The sequence below is a fragment of the Croceicoccus sp. Ery15 genome, from assembly GCF_020985305.1.
Taxonomy (GTDB): Bacteria; Pseudomonadota; Alphaproteobacteria; order Sphingomonadales; family Sphingomonadaceae; genus Croceicoccus.
In genome coordinates this window covers 3,552,830-3,576,585 of the sequence record NZ_CP087588.1, presented here as the reverse complement: position 1 = coordinate 3,576,585, position 23,756 = coordinate 3,552,830, and the positions used below count along the sequence as shown (strand labels likewise).

The following is a 23,756-nucleotide window of genomic DNA, read 5'->3' as shown; positions in this document are numbered from 1 at the left end:
CCCGCGCCGCGCAAGCAGGAACGCATCGCGGCCTGAATCGCTTTGGCCGCAGGGACGCATATGCCGAAAGGACCCGAGCAATGACCGTGAACAGCGCAACCGCCCGCTATGAAGGCTTTGGCAAGGATGGCGTGGGCCATGTCGCCACCAGATCGGGAGCGGTCGACGCGCCCTATGGCTTTAAAAGCCGTTTCGAATCCGGCCCCGGCACCAACCCCGAGGAAATGATCGCCGCCGCCCATGCCAGCTGCTTTACCATGGCCACCAGCTTTGCCCTTGCGCGGGCGGGCCATACCGAAGGTACGCTGGACACCAGCTGCGAAGTGACGCTGGACAAGGACGGCGACGGATTTGCCGTGACGAAAAGCGCGCTGACCATGAAGGCGCATATCCCCGGCATGGCGCAACCGGATTTTGAGGCGCTGGCCGCCGAAGCCAAGGCGGGTTGCCCGATTTCCAAGGTTCTGAACTGCGAAATCACGCTGGAAACGCAGTTCGAGGGATAGGGCCCAACAGCGGGAAGCCGCGCGGCATTTGCAGGGCCACGGGTGACAAAGGTGACAGGCTGTCACCCGCCCCGCCCCCGCGCAAAGCGCCGGTTTCCCGTCGTTTCCGGCAGGGCGGCACAGGTGACATCAGGGGCGCCGCCGGTTGCCGCGCGGCGCAGGCTCCTCCACCGTGAAGCGGGCGATCAGGTTCTGAACCTCTTGCGCGGGGTCGGGCGGGAATTCGGGCTGGTCCCAATCGAGCGGGCCATATTCCACCCGTTCCAGCAGCGTATCCCAGCGTTCGGACATATATTCGGCCATCGGCCCATAGCGCCCCAGCGCGGGCGCGCCGTAGCGGTTGCGCATATTGAGCAGCGCCACGGTCAACCGCTCGTCATAGCGGCGCGAGGTGCCGATCAGCTCGCCCTTATGGTAATGCGGCACCTCTACCCCGTTCATCGCGCGTTCGAGCGCGGCATGGGCCAGATTGTCAAAGCCTTGCCGAAAGGCGGTTTCCCACGCGATATCGAACGGCGTGCCCTTTAATCGGGAGCGCAGGCGATAGGCGCTCTGCCTGCTCATCCCCACCGACCGCGCCGCTTCGGACACGGAATGGGTGGCGGCAAGCATGCGCAAGAAATCGGCCATTTTCTGCGGGTCCCAATGCGGCCCACGGCGCGCGACGGGGATATATTCGGGTTCGGGCGGGGTTTTTGCGGTTTTGGTCATCCGTGAGGATGAGCATGGTGGGCGGGGTGTAGGAAAATAAAATGAGTGGTTTGTTTTGGCTCCGCGGCTTGAGCGCGGGCCTTGCGGCCCGTGAGAGGGCGGTGAATGGCGCCGGATTTTTTGTTTGGGCCCCTCAAACGCCGGGCGGCGGGCATCCGCCCGCCTTGGCTTCCTCGCATAAGCTCGGGCGGCCGGTCGGCCTTGCGGGAGTCACCTTCGGTGCCCCGTTCCAGTCCGACCCTGCCAACTGGCACCAAGCGTCATGTTGCCAACCGCAAACTCTGGCGAAAGTCCGGGGCGCGTCAGCGACACCCGCAAGCGCGAACGCGCGCCGCCGCTTATGCGGCGAAGCCAAGCGGGCCGGATGGCCCGCGCCCGGCGTTTGAGGGGTAAAGCAAAAAGACTGAGATATTTTCCAATCTATAATATCATATAAAACTTTTCAGTCATTACTGCCGTCTATAATAGTATCTGGCTCATCATTCCATCCGCACTTTTGACAAGCCTTTATGTAACCCGATTCTGTTTCAAACTCCGGCCTATAGAAACTAGCTACATTGTACGATCTACACTGAGGACACGTTTCGGGAAGACCGCTTCTATGTTTGCGAAGCATAATCAAGAATGTGTCTATTATCAACGTCGTGAACATATAAGCGACGAAGGCGTCATATTTCGTAGCAGCACCAGCGTGGGTCAACCAAGAAACATGATCCCATCCTCGCTTAGCGGCATGTTTCATAAGAGAACGCGCTGTCGCAGCACCGCTCCCCGACGCCAAATTATCGGCAGCAACTTCCGACCAATTTTTGAAATCCGCCCGTTTGATATCGTCCGGGGTAAACTCTGCACTAGTTTCCGCCAATGAACGAGAAAGCAACACTAGCCCGTCCTATTCATGAGGCTACCGCTTCGTGTTGTTCGGACGGCGATGTGGCGGTGCCTGATTGATCAAGGCGCACGCCTCCACCGGCGTTTTTCACCGCGGCAGGAGCAATGGGCTTTTCGAGGTTGATGGACTGGGGCTCAGGGGTTCGGCGGCACCGCCGCTCTTGCTATGTGGGCGCTGGTCGCAGACTGGTGGTGATGGCCTTGAACACACCGGCATCCGGGCAAGCCGAAGCGAAGGCGACGCGGATACGCGTGGCGGTTTCGATGACGCGGGCAGCGACCTTGAGCAGGCGCAGGCGCAGCGTGGCGAACTCGGCGGTGGCGAGTGCGGTGGCTCTTGGGATTTCCTGCTGGATTCGCCACAGGAGCCAGTATGCGGCGGTGTGCAGGATGAGGCGCATCTGGTTGGCGCCCGCCGAGCGGCACGAGGTGCGATCGCTGGCGAGCTGGCTCTTGTGGCGCTTGATCAGGTTCTCGGCCTGACCGCGGGCGCAGTACAGCGTGTCGTAGATGTGCTCGGCCGAGCCTTCGGTCAGCGAGGTGACGACATAGCGAATGTCCATGCCCAGCGTGCTGGCCTCAATCCGGGCGACAACGCGGCGCTGGCATTTCCAGCTTTTGGCGCCGTAGCGGGTCTCGGCATAGCCTCGCAGGACCGGATATTGGCGCTGAGCCCGTTTAACCGCGCAGGCATCGGCGGCAACGACGATTTCGGGATCAGCACGCAGCGCGGCGTTGGTTGGCAGGCCGAACACGTAATCGACGCCGGCCGCCTCGCACAAGGCCATGACCTCGGGCCGGCCATAGTGCCCGTCGCCGCGGATGGTGATGTGCGTCTCAGGCCAGTGCCGACGCAGATGGCGCATCAGGCGCCGGATGTGGCCGGCAGCTTCGGCGCCCGACGGTGTCTTGCCGGTGCGCAGCAGCATTGCCACCGGCCGACCGGTGGCGGTGTCGTAGACATGAATCGGCAGGAAGCAGCGCTCCCCGTGATGACCGTTCCAGAACGAGAGTTGCTGATAGCCGTGCACGACATCACAGGTGTCATCGATATCCAGCGTCACCGCCGCCGGCGCGGCGGGATAGCTGGCGCAGTAGATGTCGATCATCGCGGCCATCATCCTGGCCAACTCGCGCGTAGTCGGCGCATTTTCCCACCGGCTCATGGTCGGTTGGCTCGCAAGCCCCACGCCCGATCCCGGCAGCTTGCCCAGCGCCAGGCGGAAGCCCGGATCGTCGCGCAGAGCGTCGAGATCATCGGCGTCCTCATAGCCACAGCTGATCGCAAAGATGCGGGCGCGCAGGATATCGTCGAGGTGATGCACCACTCTGCCCGGGTCACGCGGATCGGAAATGCAGGCTGCAAGCCGCTGGCAGATCCCCATCGCTCGTTCGGCCTGTGCCAGCAGCAACACGCCGCCATCCGAGGTAAGCCGGCCGCCGTCGAAAGCGGCTGTGACTTTCTTGCGGCCGACTGCTGGGAATCCAAATGCGCTTGCGATATCGTTGTTCATGCGGGGGTGACCTGTGGCATTTTCTGCCCTGCGGCAGGTTCGGCTTAGACACCCAGTTCCTAATTCAGATCAGAGGCTTAGGCCACTCCCGCTAACCCTTTAGGACCGGTTTGGTGAATACGACGGGCTAGCGCTTCACGGCAGAGCAGACCGATATTTTGAAAATCTTCCGCCTCATCTGCCTCGTCTAGCCGATGAGAGATTTGATCAACTTTACGGCTCAGCGGCGCAAAATCCACCTCGCCATTTGAATGGTTCTTCCCTTCCTTAGCTGATAAACGTGCCATTAAACCGATGTGAAATGACAGTAAATAATCAAGGCTAGGGAAATCGGACTGCTGATACAAATTTGTTAGGTTTGTAATTACCCACCAACGATTTTTGTCTGTGTGGACATCCCACACATCATACCGCTCTGCGAATACGTACTCTGTTTTCACAAGCTCACAATGAGATACCTTCTCATTGTGAGCTTGTCCCTCAACATACTCAGCAACATCGCGAGCTTCTTCGGGGATTTGATTGACCAGATATTTAGAAACTGACTCAATTTTCATTGCAGGTGGAATAACGCAATCAGATTTTTCGTCTTCTTCGTCTGGCATCAAATCACCATTTAACCCCTCAATCGTGCTCCCGATCACCCTGCCCCATGTAAAGCTCGCGGCCGGTTTCCTCATAGACTTCACTCATCTTCGCCATACCGGCCTCGGCTTCATCGGCGGCGATGAATTCGTCCGAACCCTGATTTTGCAGGCGGGCAAACTCCCGCACTTCCTGCGAAATCTTCATCGAGCAGAACTTCGGCCCGCACATGGAGCAGAAATGCGCGGTCTTGGCGCCTTCGGCGGGAAGCGTCTGGTCGTGGTATTGCTCTGCCGTGTCGGGGTCGAGCGAGAGGTTGAACTGGTCGCGCCAGCGGAATTCAAAGCGCGCTTTTGACAGCGCATCGTCGCGCACCTGTGCCGCCGGATGGCCCTTGGCCAAGTCAGCCGCGTGGGCGGCCAGCTTGTAGGTGACCACGCCGACCTTCACATCGTCGCGGTCGGGCAGGCCAAGGTGTTCCTTGGGCGTGACATAGCAAAGCATCGCCGTGCCGTACCAACCGATCTGCGCCGCACCGATGCCGCTGGTGATGTGGTCGTAACCCGGCGCGATATCGGTGACGAGGGGCCCAAGCGTGTAGAACGGCGCCTCGCCGCAGGCTTCGAGCTGCTTGTCCATGTTCTCCTTGATCTTGTGCATCGGCACATGGCCGGGGCCTTCGATCATGACCTGAACGTCCTGTTCCCACGCGCGCTTGGTCAGCTCGCCCAGCGTGTAGAGTTCGGCGAACTGCGCCTCGTCATTGGCGTCGGCGATGGAGCCGGGGCGCAGGCCGTCGCCCAGCGAATAGGCGATGTCGTATGCCTTGCAGATCTCGGTGATCTCGTCGAAATTCTCGTAGAGGAAGCTCTCCTTGTGGTGCGCGAGGCACCATTTCGCCATGATCGAACCGCCGCGCGACACGATGCCGGTGACGCGCTTGGCGGCGAGCGGCACATAGGGCAGGCGCACGCCCGCGTGGATGGTGAAATAGTCGACGCCCTGCTCGGCCTGTTCGATCAGCGTGTCGCGGAAGACTTCCCACGTCAGCTCCTCGGCAATGCCGCCGACCTTTTCCAGCGCCTGATAGATGGGCACGGTGCCGATCGGCACGGGCGAGTTACGGATGATCCATTCGCGCGTGTCGTGGATGTTGCGGCCCGTCGACAGGTCCATAACCGTGTCCGCGCCCCAGCGGATCGACCAGACCATCTTGTCGACTTCGGATGCCACGTCGGACGCCACGGCAGAGTTGCCGATATTGGCGTTGATCTTGACGAGGAAGTTGCGCCCGATGGCCATCGGCTCGCTCTCGGGGTGGTTGATGTTCGACGGGATGATGGCGCGGCCGCGGGCGACCTCGTCACGCACGAATTCGGGTGTCACATATTCGGGGATCGCCGCGCCCCACGAATTGCCCTCGATCTCGCGGCGGATATATTCGCGGCCAAGGTTCTCGCGCTCGGCCACATATTCCATTTCGGGGGTGATGATGCCGCGCTTGGCATAGTGCATCTGGCTGACGTTCATGCCGGGCTTGGCGCGCAGGGGGCGTTTCACGACATTGGGGAATGCGGGGACGCCGCCGCTGCGGTCGGGGCCAAGCTGGCCGTTGTCTTCGGGCTTGACCATGCGGGCGTCGTATTCTTCCACATCGCCGCGCGCCACGATCCATTCGCGGCGCATCTGGGGCAGGCCCGCCTGAATGTCGATCACCGCATTGGTATCGGTATAGGGGCCGCTGGTGTCGTAAACGCGGACCGAAGGCTCGTCCCCCTCCAGCGCGATCTCCCGCATCGCGACGCGCACGCCGCTGCCCGATTTCGCGGCGACATGCACCTTGCGCGACCCGCGGATGGGGCCGGTGGTGACGCCGATCTCAAGCTTGCTGTTGATGTCCGCCATTGGGGAGCCTTTCTTCCACTTCCATCGGGCACATGACCCTTGTTCTTCAAAGGATGGAAGGAGAGTGCGGTTCTTGAACGGCCCGCCTGACTGCCCTTCCCTCCGCCCGTGCTAACGGGTTCAGGTTCAACGGGTCGCAGGCCGCTACGCCCACCTCTCAGCCAAAGCAGGCTCCCCGGGGTGAACGGCGATATTAGGCGCGGATCGCATAAGCGTAAAGAGGGCGCAGGACGAGCAGCCGCCGTGGACCAGCGGCGCCGGCCATTTCGCTATGGCTGACTTCGCGTTCTGGCCCTAAGGCTGGGCGCGATGGGTGCGCGGATATTCGATATCGCCATTGCGGGCGGCGGGCTTTCGGGCGCGCTGATCGCGCTGGCCCTGCGGGCAAGGCGGCCCGATGTGTCGGTCGCGCTGATAGAGGGCGGGCCGGCCATCGGCGGGCATCATCTGTGGTCGTTCTTCGCCAGCGATATCGCGCCTGCCAGCCGCGATCTGGTCGAACCGCTGGTCGCGGCGCGCTGGGACGGCGGCTATGATGTGGCGTTCCCCGAATATCGCCGCAGCCTGCCGACCGCCTATCGGTCGGTGACGTCGGACAATCTGGCGCGGGCGGTGGCGGGTGCCCTGCCCCCCGATGCGGTAATGACAGGCACCAATGTCGCCGCGCTGGACGGGCATGGCGTGGTGCTGGACAGCGGTGAGCGGATCGCGGCCCGCGCGGTGATCGACGCGCGCGGGATCGGGCCTGCGCAATTGCGCGCGCTGAAAGGCGGGTGGCAGAAATTTGCGGGGCAGATGCTGGAACTGGAAGCGCCGCACGGGCTGACCCGTCCGGTGGTGATGGATGCCAGCGTGCCGCAGCATGACGGGTACCGCTTCGTTTATGTGCTGCCATTCGCGGAAAAGTCGCTGTTCGTGGAGGATACCTATTACGCCGATGCGCCCGCGCTTGACCGCGACACGCTGGCGCAGCGCATTGCCGACCATGCCGGCGCACAGGGCTGGTGCATCGCGCGCATATCGCGCGAGGAGACGGGCGTGCTGCCGGTGGTGACGGGCGGCGATTTCGCGGCGCTGTGGCGCGGCGTGCCCCGCGGCGTGGCGCTGGCGGGTGTGCGCGCGGGCCTGTTCCAGCCGCTGACCAGCTATTCCCTGCCCGATGCGGTGCGGTTTGCGCATCATATCGCCGCCCTGCCGCATCTGGACGGCCCCGCCATCGCGGGCGCGTCGCACCAATATGCCAAGGCGCACTGGCAGCGCGGGCGGTTTTACCGCATGCTGGCAGCCATGTTGTTCGGCGCGGCGGAACCCGACCGGCGTTACCGCGTATTGCAGCGGTTCTATCGTTTGAACGAAGGGTTGATCGAACGTTTCTATGCAGGGGGCAGCACCACCGCCGATATGGCGCGGGTGCTTGCGGGCAAGCCGCCTGTTCCTTTAACGAAAGCCGCGCTGGTGCTGGCCGGTATTGGCGCCCCCTCTTCGCTTAAGGTGGATCGATGAATTCCGAAACAAAGCCGAAACCCCAGCGCGCCGCCGTGATCGGCGCCGGTTTCGGCGGGCTTGCCCTTGCCATACGTTTGCAGGCATCGGGCATTGCCACCACTCTGGTCGAAGGGCGCGACAAGCCCGGCGGGCGCGCCTATTTCTGGGAGCGTGACGGTTTTACCTTCGACGCGGGCCCCACCGTCATCACCGATCCCGATTGCCTGCGCGCGCTGTGGCGGCTGACCGATCACGAGATGGACGAGGATGTCGAGCTGGTCCCCGTGATGCCGTTCTACCGCCTGAACTGGGACGACGGGACCAATTTCGATTACTCGAACGACAATGCGAAACTGGCGCGCGAAATCGCCAAGCTCAATCCCGACGATCTGGCGGGGTACGAGGAATTCCTCCAATATTCCGAAGGCGTCTGGCGCGAAGGCTATGTGAAGCTGGGCCATGTGCCCTTCCTCGATTTCAAATCCATGCTGAAAGCCGCGCCCGCGCTGATGAAATATCAGGCGTGGCGGTCGGTCTATTCCATCGTTTCCAGCTTTGTATCGGACGAAAAACTGCGCGAGGCGTTAAGCTTTCATACGCTGCTGGTGGGCGGCAATCCGATGGCGACCAGTTCGATCTATGCGCTGATCCACAAGCTGGAAAAGGATGGCGGCGTGTGGTGGGCCAAGGGGGGGCACCAACCGGCTGATCGCGGGCATGGTCAGACATTTCGAACGGCTGGGCGGCACGGTGCGGCTGGGCGATCCGGTGACCGCGATCGAAACCGCGGGCAATCGCGCGACGGGCATCACCTGCGCCAGCGGGTGGCGCGAGAATTTCGACGCGGTGGCCAGCAATGCCGATGTGATGCATTCCTATCGCGATTTGCTGACCGGCAACCGGCGCGGCCCGCAGGTCGCGGCAAAGCTGGCGAAAAAGCGGTTCTCGCCCAGCCTGTTCGTGGTGCATTTCGGCGTGAAGGGGACCTTTCCCGATATTCCGCACCACATGATCCTGTTCGGCCCGCGGTATAAGGGGCTGCTGGAGGATATTTACGACCATGGCGTGCTGCCGCGCGATTTCTCGGTCTATCTCCACCATCCCAGCGCCACCGACAGCGGCATGGCACCCAAGGGGCATTCGACCTTCTATGCGCTGGTCCCCGTCGCCCATCGCGGCAAGCTGCCGGTGGACTGGAACAAGGCAGGCCCCGCCCTTGAAAAGCGCGTATTGGACGAGGTTGCGAAAAGGCTGATGCCCGATCTGCACGACCGGATCGTGACGAAGTTCCATTATACGCCGTTCGATTTCACCCATGACCTCAACGCCCATCTGGGCAGCGCGTTCAGCCTTGAACCGATCCTGACGCAAAGCGCTTATTTCCGCACCCACAACCGCGATGACGAGATTACCAATCTCTATTTCACCGGCGCGGGCACGCATCCGGGCGCGGGGATTCCCGGCGTGGTCGGCAGCGCGCGGGCAACGGCGCGGCTGATGCTGTCCGATCTGGCAAGGCGCTGAGCCGCATGGCCGAGGTTCTGTCCCGCTCCGAACTGGTCGCCCATGCGCAGCGCGCGATCGGCAAGGGTTCGAAAAGCTTTTCCGCCGCCAGCCGCCTGTTCGACCGCGAAACGCGCGAAAAGGTCTGGCTGCTTTATGCATGGTGCCGCGCCTGCGACGATCTGGCCGATGCGCAGGATATGGGCGGAGCCCTGGGTCAGCAGGAAGGCGCGAAGGAGCGGGTTGCCTTGCTCCGCACCCGCACCGCGCAGGCGCTGGCCGGAGAGGCGACGGGCGATCCCGCGTTCGACGGGCTGGGTCTGGTGGCGCGCGAATGCGGCATAACACAGGCGCATTGCGACGATGTGATCGCGGGCTTCGTGCTCGACGCGGCGGACTGGCGACCGCGCAGCGAGGGCGACATGATGGAATATTGCTATCACGTCGCGGGCGCGGTCGGCGTGATGATGGCGCTGGTCATGGGCGTTTCCCCGCAAGACGAGGATACGCTGGAGCGGGCCTGCGATCTGGGCCTTGCGTTCCAGCTGGCCAATATCGTGCGCGACGTGTGGGAGGATGACGCGGCGGGGCGCTGTTACCTGCCGGTCGAATGGCTGGTCGATGTCGATATCCCGCCCGGCCAGCATATGAAGCCGATGTATCGCGCCCAGCTGGTCGAGCTGGTCCACCGCGCGTGCGAGATTGCCCGCGCGCACGAGGCTTCGGCCCGCATCGGCGCGGCGCGTTTGCGGTTCCGCCATCGCTGGGCCGTGCTGGCCGCCACCGGCATCTATGGCGGCATCGCCCGCAAGGTAGAGGCGGCGGGCACCCATGCATGGGACCACCGCGCCCATACGACCAAAGCGGAAAAGCTGGGCTGGCTGGCGCATTCCTGGCTGGGATCGCTGCGCCCCGTCGGCCCGCATTGCGCGGACGAGGCCGCGAAACGGCGCTGGTCGCTGGCCGAATTGCGCGAAAGGGCGGCAGGTAACCGCGTGTTGATACTCGCGGCGTAACGTGCCTGTTCATGAGTGTTCGCAAACCCTTTCGCGCCGTGCCGCTGCGTGACAGGCGGGGACCGTGATTCCTTCCAGCCAGACCAAGGCAACCATGCGCAACACCGGTTTCATCATCCTCGTCCTTGCCGTGTTTCTGATCGGGTTCGGCGTCACCTTGCGTTACGGCCTGCCCTTTGGCGATGGCGGCGAACAGGCGCTGGCCGCGCCGGTGGCCGCGCCCGACGATGTGCTGCGTGCCCATTTCACCAGCTGCGACGGGCCGCAGCGCATCAATTGCGTGGTCGATGGCGATACGATCTGGTTCGCGGGCGACAAGATCCGCATCCTCGACATCAATACGCCCGAGACATCATCGCCCCAGTGCGACCGCGAATACCGGCTAGGCCTGCAGGCGACCGCGCGGCTGACCGAATTGATGAACGACGGGCCGTTTTCTCTGGAAAAGGGCGATGAGGAAGCCGACCGCTATGGCCGCCTGCTGCGGCGGGTGACGCGCGGCGGACAAAGCCTTGGCGATATTCTGATTGACGAGGGGCTGGCCGAACGCTGGCAGGGTTACAAGGGTAATTGGTGCTGAAACGCGGCACGGCAATACTTGTCCGAATACCGAACAAATCAATTATGAACATTTCCCGAATTCGCCGTTAAGCCGATATTCGCTCCATCATATTAGGGTCATGAAGCTGACAGATGCGGCCCGTGCGCTTTGTCGGAAACTTTTCTCATGGCCTGCGTTGGAGCCATTATGACCGTATCGGTAATCCTGCACGACACCGCCGGCGCGACCGACGCCGAGCTTGCCTTCATCCGCCAGTCCGTCGCGCTGCTGCGCGAAGCGGTTCAGGCCCCCGGTTTCGGCGGGTCCGTCCGTCAGGCCGATTATTCCAGCGCAAGCTGGCAGGGTCGCCACGGCAATATCCGCGAACTGGACGGCGAAGGCGTATGGGACCGCATCGTGCATGGCCGCGAATCCGGCCATTGCGGCGATCACGCGCTGAACCTGTCGGTGGAAATTGCCGATCTGCCCGACGATGCCGATGGCAAGGGCGTGATCGGCGCGACGCGTATCGGCACGCTGCCGATTTTCAGCGCGCGCTGGTTTCTGGCGCGCTGCATGGCGGCGGATGACCGCGTGAATTACGCCGCCCATCTGATGCATCAGTGGATGCATGTGTCGGGCTTTGTCCACAAGCGCGACGGTGATGGCAGGGACGCTCCCTCGGTCGTATCGCGGCTTGTCCGCCGCACGCTTGAGGCAAAGCATGGCGAACAGATCGACGCGCAGCTGACCGCGCTGGTCACGCAGAGCGCCGACGGCTGCGATTGCTGCCGCGTGGCGGATGCGCCGCTGGACGCGCGCGCCGCCTAAGGCCATTCGCCGCACACCGATCTGAACGGGGAATAGCGCCCTTTGCGCCGTTCCCTTTCCGTGCCGCAATTCCTATCTTCGGGTCGATGCCCGAAAGCATGTCTCCTGTTCCTGCCCTGAACCTGCCCGCGCTGCATGCCAGCCATTCGGGCTGCTGGCTGATGACCGGCGGGGACACGCGCAGCTTTTCGCGCGGAGAGGCGATCATGGCGGCGGCGGAGACTCCGCTGCTGATGCTGAACGCGCCGCTGGTGGCCAGCCGCCTTGGCTATCCCGAACTGTCGGGGCTGGACCTGCTGGAACTGTTCGCCTTTGTCCATCCCGCACGCTTCATGGTGCCAACGCCGCGCGGCCTTGCCCATGCGCTGAACCTGCCGGAAGCGGAGCGGGAGGCCGATGTCCCGCTGCTGCTCGCCCGCGCCGCCGCTGCGCTGTTCGCGCATTGCGAAAGCGACGAATGGGCCGAACGCGAAGGCGCGTGGAGCGTGCTGCAATCGCTGGTCCGGCATCGCTGGCCATGGGCGCAATTGCTGTTGCCGCATGTCAGACGCCCCGAACGGGCCGAACGCTGGGTGTTTTCCAAGCTGCCCGAATGGGAAGAACGCCCGCCCCGCCCCCAGCCCGCGCATACGCTGCTCGATCCCGAAGCGGTGTCAGACCGGCTCGACGACCTGACTGGTCACGGGTCCGAACGGCGCGAGGGGCAGCGCGACTACGCCCGTGCCGCCGCCCATGTGTTCGAACCGCGCCGCGAAAGGGGCCAGCCCAATATGCTGCTGGCAGAGGCAGGCACCGGTGTCGGCAAGACATTGGGCTATCTCGCGCCCGCCTCGCTATGGTCGCAGCAATCGGGCGGGACGGTCTGGGTATCGACCTTTACCAAGGCGCTGCAACGGCAATTGCGGCGCGAGAGCCGCCGCGCGTGGCCGACTGATGAGGCTGCGCGCGAAACCCCCGCCGTCGTGGTGCGCAAGGGTCGCGACAATTATCTGTGCCTCCTCAATCTGGAAGACGCGCTGCAAGGCGGCGGCTTTACCGGCAGGCCCGCGATTTTCGCGCAGCTGGTGGCGCGCTGGGCCGCCTTTACCGAGGATGGCGACATGGTCGGCGGGGATCTGCCCGGCTGGCTGCCCACGCTGTTCCGCAAGCGGGGCCTTGCCGCGCTGACCGACCGGCGCGGCGAATGCGTCTATGCCGGTTGCCCGCATTTCAAGCGCTGTTTCATCGAACGCGCCGCGCGCGATTCCGCCCATGCCGATCTGGTCATCGCCAATCACGCGCTGGTCATGGTTCACGCCGCCCGCGCCCAGCATCGCGAGGAAGGGCCCAACGCCCGCCCTGCCCGCATCGTATTCGACGAGGGGCATCATCTGTTCGATGCCGCCGATTCCACCTTTGCCGCGCAATTGTCGGGGAGCGAGGCGATCGAGATGCGCCGCTGGGTGCTGGGCCCCGAAACGAAAGCGGGTCAGGCCCGCAGCGGGCGGCGGCGCGGCCTTTCGGCGCGGCTGGCCGATGTCGCCAGCTATGACGATATGGCGGGCAAGGCGATTTCCGATGCGCGCGATGCCGCCATGATGCTGCCCGCGGACGGCTGGCTGGCCCGCATTGCCGAAGGGGAGCCGCTGGGCGCGGTCGAAACCCTGCTGGCCCATGTGCGCCGCCTGACCCATTCGCGCGACGAAAGCGGCAGCGGAGAGGCAGGTTACGGGATCGAGACCGAGGCCGCCGATCTGGACGGCCCGTTTCTGGAAGCCGCCGCCGACGCGCGCGAGGCGCTGGCCCGCCTGCGCCAGCCGCTGCTGAAGCTGACGGCACGGCTGGATGCGCTGATCGCCAGCGGAGAGGATGCGCCCGACTGGATGGACGGGCAGACCCGCCAGCGGATCGAGGGCGCGCGCCACGCGCTGTCGTGGCGGACCGATACGCTGGCCGCGTGGGAGGCATTGCTGGCGCGCATGGGCGGCCCCGCCGATCCCGATTTCGTCGACTGGCTGGCGGTGGACCGGGCCGAGGCGCGCGAGTTCGATATCGGCCTGCACCGCCACTGGCTGGACCCGATGAAGCCCTTTGCCGCGACCGTTCTGGAACCCGCGCACGGGGTGATGCAGACCAGCGCGACATTATGCGACCGATCTGCCCCGTCGGACGGTGAAGGGGGCCGCGATCCCGACTGGGCGCGGGCCGTGGCGCGGTCGGGCGCGGGGCATCTGGGCCTTTCCCCAAAGCTGGCCGAGGCAGCGAGCCCGTTCGATTACGCATCGCAGGCCGAAGTGCTGATCGTGACCGATGTGCCGCGCGGCGATATCGGCGCGCTGGCGGCTGCCTATGGAAGGCTGATCGAGGCATCGGGCGGCGGCGTGCTGGGCCTGTTCACCGCGATCCGGCGGCTGCGCGCGGTGCATGCGCGCATTGCCGACCGGCTGGCGCGCGGCGGGCTGCCGCTATACGCGCAGCATGTAGACCCGATCGACACGGGCACTTTGGTCGATATCTTCCGCGACGATCCGCGCGCGTCCCTGCTGGGCACCGATGCATTGCGCGACGGGGTGGACGTGCCGGGCGATTCGCTGCGGCTGGTGGTGATGGAGCAGGTTCCGTGGGCCAAGCCGTCGATCCTGCACCGCGCCCGCCGCGCCGCGCATATGCAGCAATTCGATGCCAACCGGCAGGCCTATGACGACGCCATCGTACGCGCGCGGATCGCGCAGGCGTTCGGCCGGCTGATCCGCAGCAAGGAGGACAGGGGCCGCTTTGTCGTGCTGTCGCCCGCCTTCCCGTCGCGCCTGCTGTCGGCCTTTCCCCAAGGGACACCGGTTCACCGCCTGACGCTCGATGACGCTTTACAAAGGTTGCAGAAATCTGTTTCCTCTGCGCAACCGGCGGAAAACGAAGAGGAGCGGAAAGGTTGAGCGATGCTGCGCTCTCAGATGGCGGTGACGCGCCTGTGACACGGGGCACCAAACGTCTGGGCCTGCTGCGCCACGCCAAGTCGGAGGCGCATCAGCCATCGGGCCGCGATTACGACCGCGGGCTCAATCCCAAGGGGCGCCGCGCCGCCGAAACCATGGGCCGCGCATTGGCCAAGGTGCAGCCGCCGTTCGACCGCGTGATCGCCTCTGCCGCGGCGCGGGCGCAGGAAACCATCGACATCGCGCTGGATGCCATGGGCCGCCATGCGCCGGTGGACCGCGTGAATGACAAGCAGCTCTATCTGGCCGATCCCGAACAGCTGATCGACGGCGCGGTCGAACATGGCGCGGGGGCCGACACCCTGCTGCTGGTCGCGCATAATCCGGGGCTGGAAGAGCTGGTGCTGCAACTGGTGCCCGCCGACCCGTCGGACGAATTGCGCGCCATCGTCGAGGAAAAATTCCCGACCGGCGCCTTCGCGCTCATCGAACTCGACATCGCGGACTGGAACGAATTGCGCAGTGCGAAAGGGCGGTTGATCAGCATGATCCGCCCCCGCGATCTGGACCCCGCGCTGGGGCCGGAATTTGCAAGGTAAAGGCAGCCGCCCGCGATTTATAGCCGAGGATTGCGAAGCAAGCGCAGGCCTATTTCGCCAGAGGCGGCAACCCGGCCGACGACCGCGAGGGGCCAAAGCCCCGCAGCGCGTCGTTCGACGTCCCAGCCGCGGCTTTGCCGTGGCTGGGACTGCTTTCGGGTGTTGCTTTTGGAATGGCGAATGGCCGGAATGGGGTGGTTAGCGGACATTGGTTCTTCGACCAAATCAGCCTAAAGTCGAGACGATGATAGCACGCGCTCTTCTATTTGCACCCGCCCTCCTAGTGACAGCTTGCGCGTCGCAAACGCCCTATGATGAGATTGGCATCTGTCTCACCAACACCGACGATTTTGCTGCGTTGAAGGAGGCTGTGGCGCAAGTGGCATCGCGCTACGGGCTCACTATTGACGACTATTCTGAAACAGCCAGTAGAGATTTAGAAGCACTCGATAGCCCAATCGTGACGGAGCACCTGTTCGCGCTATTCCTAGAAGATCCACGATGGGGATCGGAAGCAGGACCTGTGATGATCAATAACATCGGGGCTTCATCAGCAATGTCTGTCGGTGTTTCGATGTTCCGAAACAACGACCTGCTTGGGTCCGACACCAAAACGGACAATCTTCGTCGGGACCTGATCGCAACCGCATCGGGTCGCTGGAAGATAATCGATGCACCGAGTTCCGATGGCACTTATCATGAGTGCGTCGAATAGCCGAAGCTTGATGTCCGCAAACGGTCGGTTCCGGAAAGGCCGCTTTCGAACCGACGCCAGTGACTATCAGCCAAAGACAGCCCGCAGCAACTCCGCCCCGCCCTAAACCAGCGCTTCCGCCAATCTGCCGCGAATGGCGCGCAGTTTCGCTGCCAGTTCGGCATTCGGCGCACCGCCGGTTTTGCCCTCAACAGCCGCAGCAGCGACCGGTTTGGCATCCTCTCCCGCCTGACCGCTTCGCAGAGCACGCACCGCGCCCTTGATCGTGAACCCCTCGCGGTTCAGCAGGCGGTCGATGGTTTGCAGCAGGGCCACATCCTCGGGCCGGTAATAGCGGCGCTGGCCGCTGCGTTTCACCGGCTTCAGCATCGGGAACTGTTCTTCCCAATAGCGCAGCACATGGGGCTTGATGCCCAGCGCATTCGCCACCGCTCCGATCGTGCGGAAGGCGGCATTGTCCTTGTCGTCGTCGAAGAGGTCGCCCGCTCCGCTCACGTCATTCTCCGTTCAATGCCCGCTGGCCCTAAAGCCCGCTTACCTTGTCCTTCAGCATCTTGCTGGCACGGAAAGTCATCACGCGGCGCGGCGTGATCGGCACCTCGATCCCCGTCTTGGGGTTGCGGCCGATCCGTTCGCCCTTGTCGCGCAGCAGAAACGTGCCGAATCCGGAAATCTTCACATTCTCGCCATCCGACATGGCGTCACACATATGACCCAGAATGCTTTCCACCATGTCCAGCGATTCGGCGCGGCTGAGGCCCACCTTACGATGAATGACATCGGCAAGATCGGCACGGGTCAGCGTTCCGACTGATCGCATATCCAACATTCCCCTGTTCCCCTCGGTTGCTGGCGACCCGAGCGATAGCGGTAACTATTTCACACCAGCCGCAGCGATCCAAATGAAAACGGGACCAACACGCCGGTTTAGGCGGGTTTTTCGGGTAGTTGGGGCATCAATCTGGCTAGTTTGCGATCAAATCAGGCTGCCAGAGGGTGCGAATCGAACCGCGCGCTGATTTTTGTCAGCTTCGGATCAGGCAGGCGCCCCATGTGAATCCACCGCCCATCGCCTCCAGCATGACCAGCTGGCCGGGCCGGATTCGCCCGTCCCTGACCGCGACATCATAGGCCAGCGGCACGCTGGCGGCAGAAGTATTGGCATGGTCCTGCACCGTCTTGACGACTTTCTCGGGCGGTAGGTTCAGCTTCTTCGCCGTGGCATCCAGAATGCGGGCATTGGCCTGATGCGGCACCACCCAGTCCAGCCTGTCCGCGGCGACGCCGGCCTCGTCCATCACCTCGCGCAGGACATCGGCCAGATTGGTGACGGCGTGGCGGAACACTTCGCGCCCCTTCATCCGCAGCTTGCCCACGGTGCCGGTGGTCGACGGGCCGCCATCGACATAGAGCAGTTCGTTATGCTCGCCATCGGTGTGCAGGCGGCTGGCGATGATGCCCGGCGCGCTGTCGGCCTGGTCGGCGGGGAAGTCGCGCGCCTCCAGAACCATCGCGCCCGCGCCGTCGCCGAACAGGACGCAGGTGCCGCGATCTTCCCAGTCGAGGATGCGGCTGAAGGTTTCCGACCCGATCACCAGCGCGCGATGCACGCCGTTCGGGGCGGCACCGGCAGGCACTTTCAACAGCGCGTCGGCCGTGGCCATGGCATAGAGAAAGCCCGAACACACTGCCGCGACATCGAACGCATAGGCATTGCCCGCGCCGATCAGCTTCTGCACCTTGCTGGCGGTGGATGGAAAGGTCTGATCGGGCGTTGCGGTCGCCAGCACGATCAGAGAGATATCGGCAGCCGTCAGTCCTGCCGCGTCCAGCGCCTTTTGCGCGGCTTCGGCAGCAAGGGTCGCGGTGGTTTCACCCTCGCCCGCGATATGACGGGCGGCGATGCCGGTGCGTTCCCTGATCCATTCGTCGCTGGTATCGACGGTCTTGGCCAGTTCCTCGTTCGTGACGCGCCGTTTCGGCAGGGCCGAGCCCGAACCCACGACGCAGCTACGCCGGATCATACCAGTGGAATTGTTCATGCCTCTCCTGCGGCGGGAGTTTTCGGGGCGCTGGGGGTGCGCCGCGTCCGCCCGTTGGCAGCCAGCCCGCTTTCAGCAAGGTCGGCCGTAATACGCTCGATCAAATCTTCTTCCAGCAATCGCGCCGTCAACGCAACCGCATTGGCGACGCCCTTGGCATTGGCGCTGCCGTGGCTTTTCACCACCACGCCGTTAAGGCCAAGGAACACCGCGCCATTATGGTTATTGGGATCGAGATGATGCTTCAGCAATTCGGTCGCGGGGCGCGAGACGAGGAAGCCGATCTTGGAGCGGAGCGAGGACTGGAACGCCTCTTTCAGCAGGTCGGTCACGAAACGTGCCGCGCCTTCCACGGCTTTCAGCGCGATATTGCCCGAAAACCCGTCGGTGACGACCACATCGGTTTCGCCGCGATTGATCTTGTCCGCTTCGGTAAAGCCGCCGAAGCTGAAGGCGAGCTGTTCCTGTGCCTCGCGCAGCATTTCGGACGCATCGCGCAGCGCGCCGGTGCCCTTGGTCTCTTCGGTGCCGATATTCAGCAGGCGGACGCGCGGTTCGGCAAGGCCGGTGGCAATGCGCGAATAGGCCGCGCCCATCACCGCGAATTGCACCAGATTGCGGGCATCGCATTCGGTGTTCGCGCCCAGGTCGAGCATGACCATATCGGTCTCGCCCAAGGTCGGCATCAGCGCGGCGAGCGCGGGCCGGTCGATCCCCGGCATGGTGCGCAGTGACAGCTTGGCCATGGCCATCAGCGCGCCGGTGTTGCCGGAAGAGACGGCTGCGCCGGCCTCCCCCTTTTTCACCGCGTCGATCGCCATGCCCATCGAGGTCTTGCGCGCACGGCGCAGGGCCTGCGTCGGCTTTTCCTCACCGGACACGATTTCGGGCGCGTGGAGAATCTCCGACGCGCCGCGCATATTCGGATGATTGTCGAGCGCGGCCTTGATCCGCGCCTCGTCGCCGACAAGCAGGAATTTGAAACGATCATGACGGCGACGGGCCAGCGCCGCGCCTTCGATCATCACGCGCACGCCCTCGTCGCCGCCCATCGCGTCGATAGCGATACGCGGCAGACTCATCCTACTCTCCGGCCGGTCGGTCTTTTACAGGCCGACCGAGACGACTTCGCGACCGTTATAGTGGCCGCAAGCATCGCACAGATTGTGCGGGCGCTTCAACTCGCCACAGTTCGAGCATTCGTGGAACGCTGCGGGCTTGAGCGCATCATGCGCACGGCGATTGCCACGGCGATGCGGGGATACTTTTCTCTTCGGAACAGCCATTTCGGCACCTGCTTAAAATAACGATCAATGTTTGCGGGCCGCACTAGGCCATGCGGCGGCGGACAGCAAGGCCCGCCGGCAGCAAGACGCAAGTTTGCGGCGAAGGCGCGCCCATTACCGATTCTGGCGCGAAAAGCAAGGGTCGCTTTGCCCCCTGCTGCCCCGTGCCCGCCTGATCGCCCGCCTGCCCCCTGCCCGCTCCCCGCTTAATCCATTGCAACGATCTGTGCGTCGCGGGCGGCGTCGGGGCCGTGTTCGGCGTGGATTTTCAGTCGGGCAAGGCTGCTGTGGCAGCCCAGCGACATCATCGCGGTTTCGCCGGCGACTTCTTTTTCGGTCATGCCTTCGATGAATTGCGCGCTGACATTCAGATAGACCCTGCACGCGCCGTCCGGCAAAGGCTCGATGCGGAATACTTCGTGCGAGGAGACCAGCCGCCCGATCATCGGGTCGGCCTGACACGTATAGCCATACAGGCGATCACGCTCTTCCTGCGTGACATTGAGGTGGAAAGTTACATCCTCCATCCCCTGCATGATCAGACGCCATTGCCCGGCACCGGCACCGGGCAGGACCTGCTGCCCCTCGCCCCGCTTGGCGTTCATGTCGTCGGACCAGTCGAGCAGGCGGAAGATATCCTCTGCAGGACGCCCGATCTCCATGTCGAGGCTGAATTCGACGGGGCCTTCGGGCGCCATCTTCTTTTTGAACCAACCGAACATCGTACCCCTCCTGTCGCAGCCGCCCGCGGGTACTGCGAGCGACGGATCAACAGCTATGGTGCGCGATCAGGGTTAAAATTTCCCTGACGGAGGGCGGCTGAACCCGTATCTAATTGTTGCCGGATCCGTCCGCCAGGCCGTCACCGGCCGAAGGGCGAGAGGCGCCCGCAACGCGGCGGCGCGACAATTCGCGGGCATATTCCTGCAGGTCGGGAACCTCGTCCAGCTCGTCCACGATTTCGAAGCCGAAAATGGTTTCCAGCACATCCTCCAGCGTCACAAGGCCAAGGAAGGTGCCATATTCGTCGACCACCGCCATGATATGGTGGTGTTCGGAAATCATGCGGCGGAACAGGCGGTCGACCGTCGTTTCGTCCAGCACATGGGGCAGCGGACGGATCAGCGGATTGACCCCGTCGCCCTCGCTGTCCCCGTTCAGCAGGCTGGACAGCACCTCGTGCTTGATCACAAAGCCGGTGATATTATCGGCATTGTCGCGATAAACGGGGACGCGGGTATAGGGCGCCTCGCGGATGCGGGCAGCGAAATCGGCCAACGGCACATCCTGCGCCAGCGTGAACACCACCGTGCGCGGTGTCATCACATCCGAAGCCTTGAGCGCGTGAAGCTGGAGCATGTTCTTCATGAACCGCGCCTCGCTGCTGTCGATCTGGCCCGATGCCTGCCCAAGGCTGGCGACCGCGAGCAATTCGTCGCGGTGCTGCGGACTGTCGGCGGCGCGGCCCATGGTGATGAAACCCGTCAGCTTGCGCGATGCCCAGACCAGCGGGCCCAGCGCGGTGATCATGATCGGCAGGATCCACGCCGAAAACGGCGCCAGCGCGCGGGCATAGCGGGCGCCCAGCGTCTTTGGGATGATTTCGGTGACCACCAGAATGGCCAGTGTCAGGAAGGCGGCGAAAAACGCCTCTCCGCCATTGCCATACAGCTTGGCATATTGCGCGCCCGCGCCTGCCGCGCCCATGGTGTGCGCGATGGTGTTCAGCGTCAGGATCGCGGCCAGCGGACGTTCGATGTCATCCTTTAACCGCTTGAGCCTGGCCGCCCATTTCGCGCCCTGTTCCTCTGCCGTACGGACCTGCGTCGGCGTGATCGTCAGCAGCGAGGATTCGAGCAGCGAGCACAGGAAAGACACGCAAAGCGCCAGTGCAACGTAAAAGACCAGCAAGGCCATGTGTCTGAATTCTTCCCGTAATGACTGCGCGCCGACTGTCCGATTTGTCAGTCGCCCGATATTGCAAGAGCAGGTCCGGCAGGACTGTCCGAACGCGAAACCCTATTGCTTCAGCGCCATATCGGCAACGAAAGGATTGGTCTGTCGTTCCGCGCCGAAAGTGCTGACCGGGCCATGGCCGGGAACGAAGGTGATGTCGTCGCCCAGCGGCCACAGCTTTTGCGTGATCGCGTCGATCAGGCTCTGGTGGTCGCTCATCGGGAAATCGGTGCGGCCGATGCTGCCCTTGAACAATACGTCGCCCACGAATGCGAAGCGGCTGGGCTGATGCACGAACACCACATGGCCGGGCGTGTGCCCCGGGCAATGGACGACATCCAGCACCAGATCGCCGACGGTGACGGTGTCGCCATCCTTCAGCCAGCGGTCAGGCTCGAACGTATGCGCCTCTACGCCCCAACGGCCGGCATCGTCGTCCAGCCGCGCGATCCAGAAACGGTCGGCTTCTTCCGGCCCCTCGATCGGCAGGTCCAGCTCGCTGGCCAGTTCGCCCGCCATGCCGCAATGGTCCAGATGGCCATGGGTGATCAGGATCTTTTCCAGCGTAACACCGGCCTTGGCGACGCCCGCCTTCAGCCTGTCCAGATCGCCGCCGGGATCGACCAGCGCGCCCTTCATCGTTTTCGTGCACCAGATCAGCGAGCAGTTCTGCTGAAGCGGGGTCACGGGCAGGATCGCGGCGCGCATGGCGGGCTGGCTGGCTGTATCGGTCATGCGGCCGAAATGGCCGGAGGCGCGGATGATTGCAAGCCGGTCGATGGCACGAGGCCGGCGGCAGGGGGCGGGTGGAAGGGGACGGCGAGCAATGGGCGGGGAACCGCGCGCGCGAATTCGGATTGACCCCGTATCGTTTCGCGGCATTGAGGGCGGATGGAGAGGATGGACACCAACAGCACCGCCAGCGCGAAGCCGCAGCGCGAGCATTTCTGGGACAGCCTGCGCGCCGTGCTGATGCTGCTGGGCATCCCCTATCACGTGGCGCTGTCCTATATGGTCGGGCGGCAGTGGATCGTGAAATCGGGCGAAGGCGTCACCGGCTTTATCGAACTGGCCCGCTTTATCAGCCTGTTCCGAATGCCCGCATTCTATCTGATCGCAGGCTATTTCGCGGCGATGCTGCTGGCGCGGCGCGAACCGGCGATCTGGCTTGAGGGGCGTTTCCGGCGGCTGGGCATTCCCTTCGTGACATCGGTCATAGTGCTGGTGCCGGTGATGAACTGGTTTTGCGAGTTTTCGAACCTGCCGTTGCAGGCCGCCATCGACAGCTGGATCGGCAATTCGCTGAAATCGGGCGGATATTGGGTGCGGCATTTATGGTTCATCATCGTGCTGCTGTATTTCTGCTGTGCGATCGCCTGGCTGGCGCGCGCTAAACCCGGCTTTGCCAAGGCGCGGCTGCCCGAACGGATCGACCGGCTGGCGGGGCGGCACATGGTCGCGGCGCTGCTGGTGCTGGCCGCCATCGTCGGCCTGTGGGAAGCGCTGGCGGTAGAGGCATTCTATATCGCGGGCCTCAACACCAATATCATTCAGGAAATCCTGCGGGTCGACCAGACGATCATCTATGCGCCTTGGTTCGCGCTGGGCTGTTTCCTTCAGCGCAGCCGCGAGACCGTGGCGCAGGTCACGCGCTATTCGCATCTGGTCGCGGTATTGGCCGTGATCGCGGTGGTGCTGGCCATCGTGACCAAGGAACAGGTGCACCCCGCCCTGTTCCGCTTTATCGAGACATTCGCCGCCATGCTGATGACTCAGCTGTCGATCAGTATCGCGGCGCATCTGTTCGACCGGCCCATTCCGCTGGTCCAGCGTTTTACCTCGGCCAGCTTCGTCATCTATCTGTTCCACCTGCCGGTCATCTGCGGGCTGGTGTTCGCGGGCCAGTATGTGCCGCTGCCCCCGCTGGTAAAGGCGGTTGCGGTCATGGTGCTGACCTTGCTGATATCCTATGCCGCATGGCTGGTGATCGAACGCAGCAAGGCACTGGCGCTGATGTTCGACGGCGGGATGCGGCCCGCGCCGGTGTCGGCCTAGACGCGCCCCCCTTTCCATACCACGCGCCCCAGCACATCCAGATCGCGCAAAGGCACCGCCATGTCCGACGGATAGGCGTGATTGTCCGAGATTACTGCGGCCTGACCCGTGCCGAATTGCAGGCGCTTTACCTGTAGCACGCCGTCGCGGCGGATGACATGGATACCGTCGCGCAGGCGGCCCGACGGATCGGCATCGGCGCGCGCGACCAGTATCTCGTCACCGTCACGCAGGGTCGGCTCCATCGAATCGCCCGCCACGGTCAGCGCCGACAGCGCGCCGGGCGTAAGCCCCAGTTCGCGCAGCCAGCCCTGTGCGAACCGCAGATGGCCGACCGGCGCATCCTCCTCTGCCACCGCGCCCGGCCCTGCCGATGCGCCCAGTGCAAGCCGCGGCACATCGACCCATTGCGCGCGCGGCGCGGGAAGTTTCCCCGATGATTTCGCTATTGCGGGAGAAATATCCTCTGCCTCCGGCGCGCCCAGCTCATCCTCTCCCACACCGAAGAAGCGGGCGAGCGTGCCGCGGTCCACTTCCTCCAGCTTGCGCGGGCTGCCCTTGCGGATAAACTGCTGCAAATAGCTGGGATTTCTGCCGATCAGCTTCGACAGGGATGACAGGCTGACACCCCGCCCGTCGGCGAGTTCCATCAGCCTTTGGCGGGCCGGATCGAGTGCGAGTTTATTAACCATTCCTCATTCCT

Annotated in this window: 22 protein-coding genes, 1 pseudogene and 1 riboswitch; of the genes and pseudogenes, 10 read left to right on the top strand and 13 right to left on the bottom strand. The window is 63.7% G+C overall.

Going from position 1 to position 23,756, the window contains the following annotated elements:
• Window positions 1-80: 80 nt before the first annotated feature.
• Window positions 81-506 carry an OsmC family protein gene (locus tag LOZ77_RS17380; protein WP_230280188.1) on the top strand — a complete coding sequence of 142 codons (426 nt, stop codon included), beginning with the start codon at window positions 81-83 and terminating at the stop codon, window positions 504-506.
• 129 nt (window positions 507-635) lie between these two features.
• Here LOZ77_RS17380 and LOZ77_RS17375 read toward each other — a convergent pair whose 3' ends face one another.
• From LOZ77_RS17375 to thiC, 4 genes are all read right to left on the bottom strand, one after another.
• The gene (locus tag LOZ77_RS17375; protein WP_230280187.1) at window positions 636-1,217 is read right to left on the bottom strand and encodes a hypothetical protein; all 582 of its coding nucleotides are present in this window, start codon (window positions 1,215-1,217) and stop codon (window positions 636-638) included.
• Between the two features lie 1,055 nt (window positions 1,218-2,272).
• Window positions 2,273-3,622 (bottom strand): IS1380 family transposase, encoded by a 1,350-nt coding sequence (locus tag LOZ77_RS17370; RefSeq protein WP_230279804.1) that lies wholly within the window; start codon window positions 3,620-3,622, stop codon window positions 2,273-2,275.
• Between the two features lie 77 nt (window positions 3,623-3,699).
• Window positions 3,700-4,227 carry a hypothetical protein gene (locus LOZ77_RS17365; protein ID WP_230280186.1) on the bottom strand — a complete coding sequence of 176 codons (528 nt, stop codon included), beginning with the start codon at window positions 4,225-4,227 and terminating at the stop codon, window positions 3,700-3,702.
• A gap of 19 nt (window positions 4,228-4,246) precedes the next feature.
• Window positions 4,247-6,112, bottom strand: coding sequence for a phosphomethylpyrimidine synthase ThiC (gene thiC / locus LOZ77_RS17360; protein WP_230280185.1), 1,866 nt, complete (start codon window positions 6,110-6,112; stop codon window positions 4,247-4,249).
• Window positions 6,113-6,191: 79 nt separating this feature from the next.
• Window positions 6,192-6,300, bottom strand: a riboswitch (TPP riboswitch).
• 121 nt (window positions 6,301-6,421) lie between these two features.
• On the opposite strand from thiC, the gene crtY reads away from it, so the two are divergent.
• From crtY to LOZ77_RS17315, 8 genes and pseudogenes are all read left to right on the top strand, one after another.
• Window positions 6,422-7,615 (top strand): lycopene beta-cyclase CrtY, encoded by a 1,194-nt coding sequence (crtY, locus tag LOZ77_RS17355; RefSeq protein WP_230280184.1) that lies wholly within the window; start codon window positions 6,422-6,424, stop codon window positions 7,613-7,615.
• Window positions 7,612-9,121: pseudogene (locus LOZ77_RS18000) on the top strand (phytoene desaturase). Before crtY ends, LOZ77_RS18000 begins: the two are co-directional and overlap by 4 nt.
• 5 nt (window positions 9,122-9,126) lie before the next feature.
• Window positions 9,127-10,116, top strand: coding sequence for a phytoene/squalene synthase family protein (locus LOZ77_RS17340; RefSeq protein ID WP_230280182.1), 990 nt, complete (start codon window positions 9,127-9,129; stop codon window positions 10,114-10,116).
• 64 nt (window positions 10,117-10,180) lie between these two features.
• Entirely contained in the window at window positions 10,181-10,696 is a 516-nt protein-coding gene (locus LOZ77_RS17335) for a thermonuclease family protein (RefSeq protein ID WP_230280181.1), read from the top strand.
• Window positions 10,697-10,864: 168 nt separating this feature from the next.
• Complete coding sequence (locus tag LOZ77_RS17330; protein WP_230280180.1) at window positions 10,865-11,488, top strand: hypothetical protein; 624 nt, start codon at window positions 10,865-10,867, stop codon at window positions 11,486-11,488.
• 98 nt (window positions 11,489-11,586) lie between these two features.
• Complete coding sequence (locus LOZ77_RS17325) at window positions 11,587-14,400, top strand: ATP-dependent DNA helicase (protein WP_230280179.1); 2,814 nt, start codon at window positions 11,587-11,589, stop codon at window positions 14,398-14,400.
• Window positions 14,397-14,999 (top strand): histidine phosphatase family protein, encoded by a 603-nt coding sequence (locus LOZ77_RS17320; RefSeq protein WP_230280178.1) that lies wholly within the window; start codon window positions 14,397-14,399, stop codon window positions 14,997-14,999. The genes LOZ77_RS17325 and LOZ77_RS17320 overlap by 4 nt, the downstream gene beginning before the upstream one ends.
• 244 nt (window positions 15,000-15,243) lie before the next feature.
• Window positions 15,244-15,714, top strand: coding sequence for a hypothetical protein (locus LOZ77_RS17315; protein WP_230280177.1), 471 nt, complete (start codon window positions 15,244-15,246; stop codon window positions 15,712-15,714).
• A 102-nt stretch (window positions 15,715-15,816) separates the two neighbouring features.
• On the opposite strand, the gene LOZ77_RS17310 is transcribed toward LOZ77_RS17315, so the two are convergent.
• From LOZ77_RS17310 to LOZ77_RS17275, 8 genes are all read right to left on the bottom strand, one after another.
• Complete coding sequence (locus LOZ77_RS17310; protein WP_230280176.1) at window positions 15,817-16,209, bottom strand: MerR family transcriptional regulator; 393 nt, start codon at window positions 16,207-16,209, stop codon at window positions 15,817-15,819.
• Window positions 16,210-16,237: 28 nt separating this feature from the next.
• The gene (locus LOZ77_RS17305) at window positions 16,238-16,534 is read right to left on the bottom strand and encodes an integration host factor subunit alpha (protein ID WP_230280175.1); all 297 of its coding nucleotides are present in this window, start codon (window positions 16,532-16,534) and stop codon (window positions 16,238-16,240) included.
• 205 nt (window positions 16,535-16,739) lie between these two features.
• Window positions 16,740-17,738, bottom strand: a complete 999-nt coding sequence (locus tag LOZ77_RS17300; RefSeq protein WP_230281925.1) for a beta-ketoacyl-ACP synthase III — start codon at window positions 17,736-17,738, stop codon at window positions 16,740-16,742.
• Between the two features lie 14 nt (window positions 17,739-17,752).
• Window positions 17,753-18,838 carry a phosphate acyltransferase PlsX gene (gene plsX / locus LOZ77_RS17295; protein WP_230280174.1) on the bottom strand — a complete coding sequence of 362 codons (1,086 nt, stop codon included), beginning with the start codon at window positions 18,836-18,838 and terminating at the stop codon, window positions 17,753-17,755.
• 24 nt (window positions 18,839-18,862) lie between these two features.
• Window positions 18,863-19,042, bottom strand: a complete 180-nt coding sequence (gene rpmF / locus LOZ77_RS17290) for a 50S ribosomal protein L32 (RefSeq protein ID WP_230280173.1) — start codon at window positions 19,040-19,042, stop codon at window positions 18,863-18,865.
• 206 nt (window positions 19,043-19,248) lie between these two features.
• On the bottom strand, window positions 19,249-19,764 hold the full coding sequence (locus tag LOZ77_RS17285; protein ID WP_230280172.1) for an SRPBCC family protein: 516 nt from the start codon (window positions 19,762-19,764) through the stop codon (window positions 19,249-19,251).
• Between the two features lie 109 nt (window positions 19,765-19,873).
• Complete coding sequence (locus tag LOZ77_RS17280) at window positions 19,874-20,959, bottom strand: CNNM domain-containing protein (protein WP_230280171.1); 1,086 nt, start codon at window positions 20,957-20,959, stop codon at window positions 19,874-19,876.
• 102 nt (window positions 20,960-21,061) lie between these two features.
• Window positions 21,062-21,706, bottom strand: a complete 645-nt coding sequence (locus LOZ77_RS17275; protein ID WP_230281924.1) for an MBL fold metallo-hydrolase — start codon at window positions 21,704-21,706, stop codon at window positions 21,062-21,064.
• A 192-nt stretch (window positions 21,707-21,898) separates the two neighbouring features.
• Here LOZ77_RS17275 and LOZ77_RS17270 point away from each other — a divergent pair, with 192 nt between their 5' ends.
• Complete coding sequence (locus LOZ77_RS17270; RefSeq protein ID WP_230280170.1) at window positions 21,899-23,053, top strand: acyltransferase family protein; 1,155 nt, start codon at window positions 21,899-21,901, stop codon at window positions 23,051-23,053.
• Here the strand turns inward: LOZ77_RS17270 and LOZ77_RS17265 are convergent.
• Window positions 23,050-23,745, bottom strand: a complete 696-nt coding sequence (locus LOZ77_RS17265; RefSeq protein WP_230280169.1) for a S24 family peptidase — start codon at window positions 23,743-23,745, stop codon at window positions 23,050-23,052. The genes LOZ77_RS17270 and LOZ77_RS17265 overlap by 4 nt on opposite strands.
• Window positions 23,746-23,756 lie beyond the last annotated feature (11 nt).

Coding starts and splice junctions, on each gene's coding strand:
- LOZ77_RS17380 (WP_230280188.1), top strand. CDS start 81: ATGACCGTGAACAGCGCAACCGCCCGCTATGAAGGCTTTGGCAAGGAT.
- LOZ77_RS17375 (WP_230280187.1), bottom strand. CDS start 1,217: ATGACCAAAACCGCAAAAACCCCGCCCGAACCCGAATATATCCCCGTC.
- LOZ77_RS17370 (WP_230279804.1), bottom strand. CDS start 3,622: ATGAACAACGATATCGCAAGCGCATTTGGATTCCCAGCAGTCGGCCGC.
- LOZ77_RS17365 (WP_230280186.1), bottom strand. CDS start 4,227: ATGCCAGACGAAGAAGACGAAAAATCTGATTGCGTTATTCCACCTGCA.
- thiC (WP_230280185.1), bottom strand. CDS start 6,112: ATGGCGGACATCAACAGCAAGCTTGAGATCGGCGTCACCACCGGCCCC.
- crtY (WP_230280184.1), top strand. CDS start 6,422: ATGGGTGCGCGGATATTCGATATCGCCATTGCGGGCGGCGGGCTTTCG.
- LOZ77_RS17340 (WP_230280182.1), top strand. CDS start 9,127: ATGGCCGAGGTTCTGTCCCGCTCCGAACTGGTCGCCCATGCGCAGCGC.
- LOZ77_RS17330 (WP_230280180.1), top strand. CDS start 10,865: ATGACCGTATCGGTAATCCTGCACGACACCGCCGGCGCGACCGACGCC.
- LOZ77_RS17325 (WP_230280179.1), top strand. CDS start 11,587: ATGTCTCCTGTTCCTGCCCTGAACCTGCCCGCGCTGCATGCCAGCCAT.
- LOZ77_RS17315 (WP_230280177.1), top strand. CDS start 15,244: ATGATAGCACGCGCTCTTCTATTTGCACCCGCCCTCCTAGTGACAGCT.
- LOZ77_RS17305 (WP_230280175.1), bottom strand. CDS start 16,534: ATGCGATCAGTCGGAACGCTGACCCGTGCCGATCTTGCCGATGTCATT.
- LOZ77_RS17300 (WP_230281925.1), bottom strand. CDS start 17,738: ATGATCCGGCGTAGCTGCGTCGTGGGTTCGGGCTCGGCCCTGCCGAAA.
- plsX (WP_230280174.1), bottom strand. CDS start 18,838: ATGAGTCTGCCGCGTATCGCTATCGACGCGATGGGCGGCGACGAGGGC.
- rpmF (WP_230280173.1), bottom strand. CDS start 19,042: ATGGCTGTTCCGAAGAGAAAAGTATCCCCGCATCGCCGTGGCAATCGC.
- LOZ77_RS17285 (WP_230280172.1), bottom strand. CDS start 19,764: ATGTTCGGTTGGTTCAAAAAGAAGATGGCGCCCGAAGGCCCCGTCGAA.
- LOZ77_RS17280 (WP_230280171.1), bottom strand. CDS start 20,959: ATGGCCTTGCTGGTCTTTTACGTTGCACTGGCGCTTTGCGTGTCTTTC.
- LOZ77_RS17275 (WP_230281924.1), bottom strand. CDS start 21,706: ATGCGCGCCGCGATCCTGCCCGTGACCCCGCTTCAGCAGAACTGCTCG.
- LOZ77_RS17270 (WP_230280170.1), top strand. CDS start 21,899: ATGGACACCAACAGCACCGCCAGCGCGAAGCCGCAGCGCGAGCATTTC.
- LOZ77_RS17265 (WP_230280169.1), bottom strand. CDS start 23,745: ATGGTTAATAAACTCGCACTCGATCCGGCCCGCCAAAGGCTGATGGAA.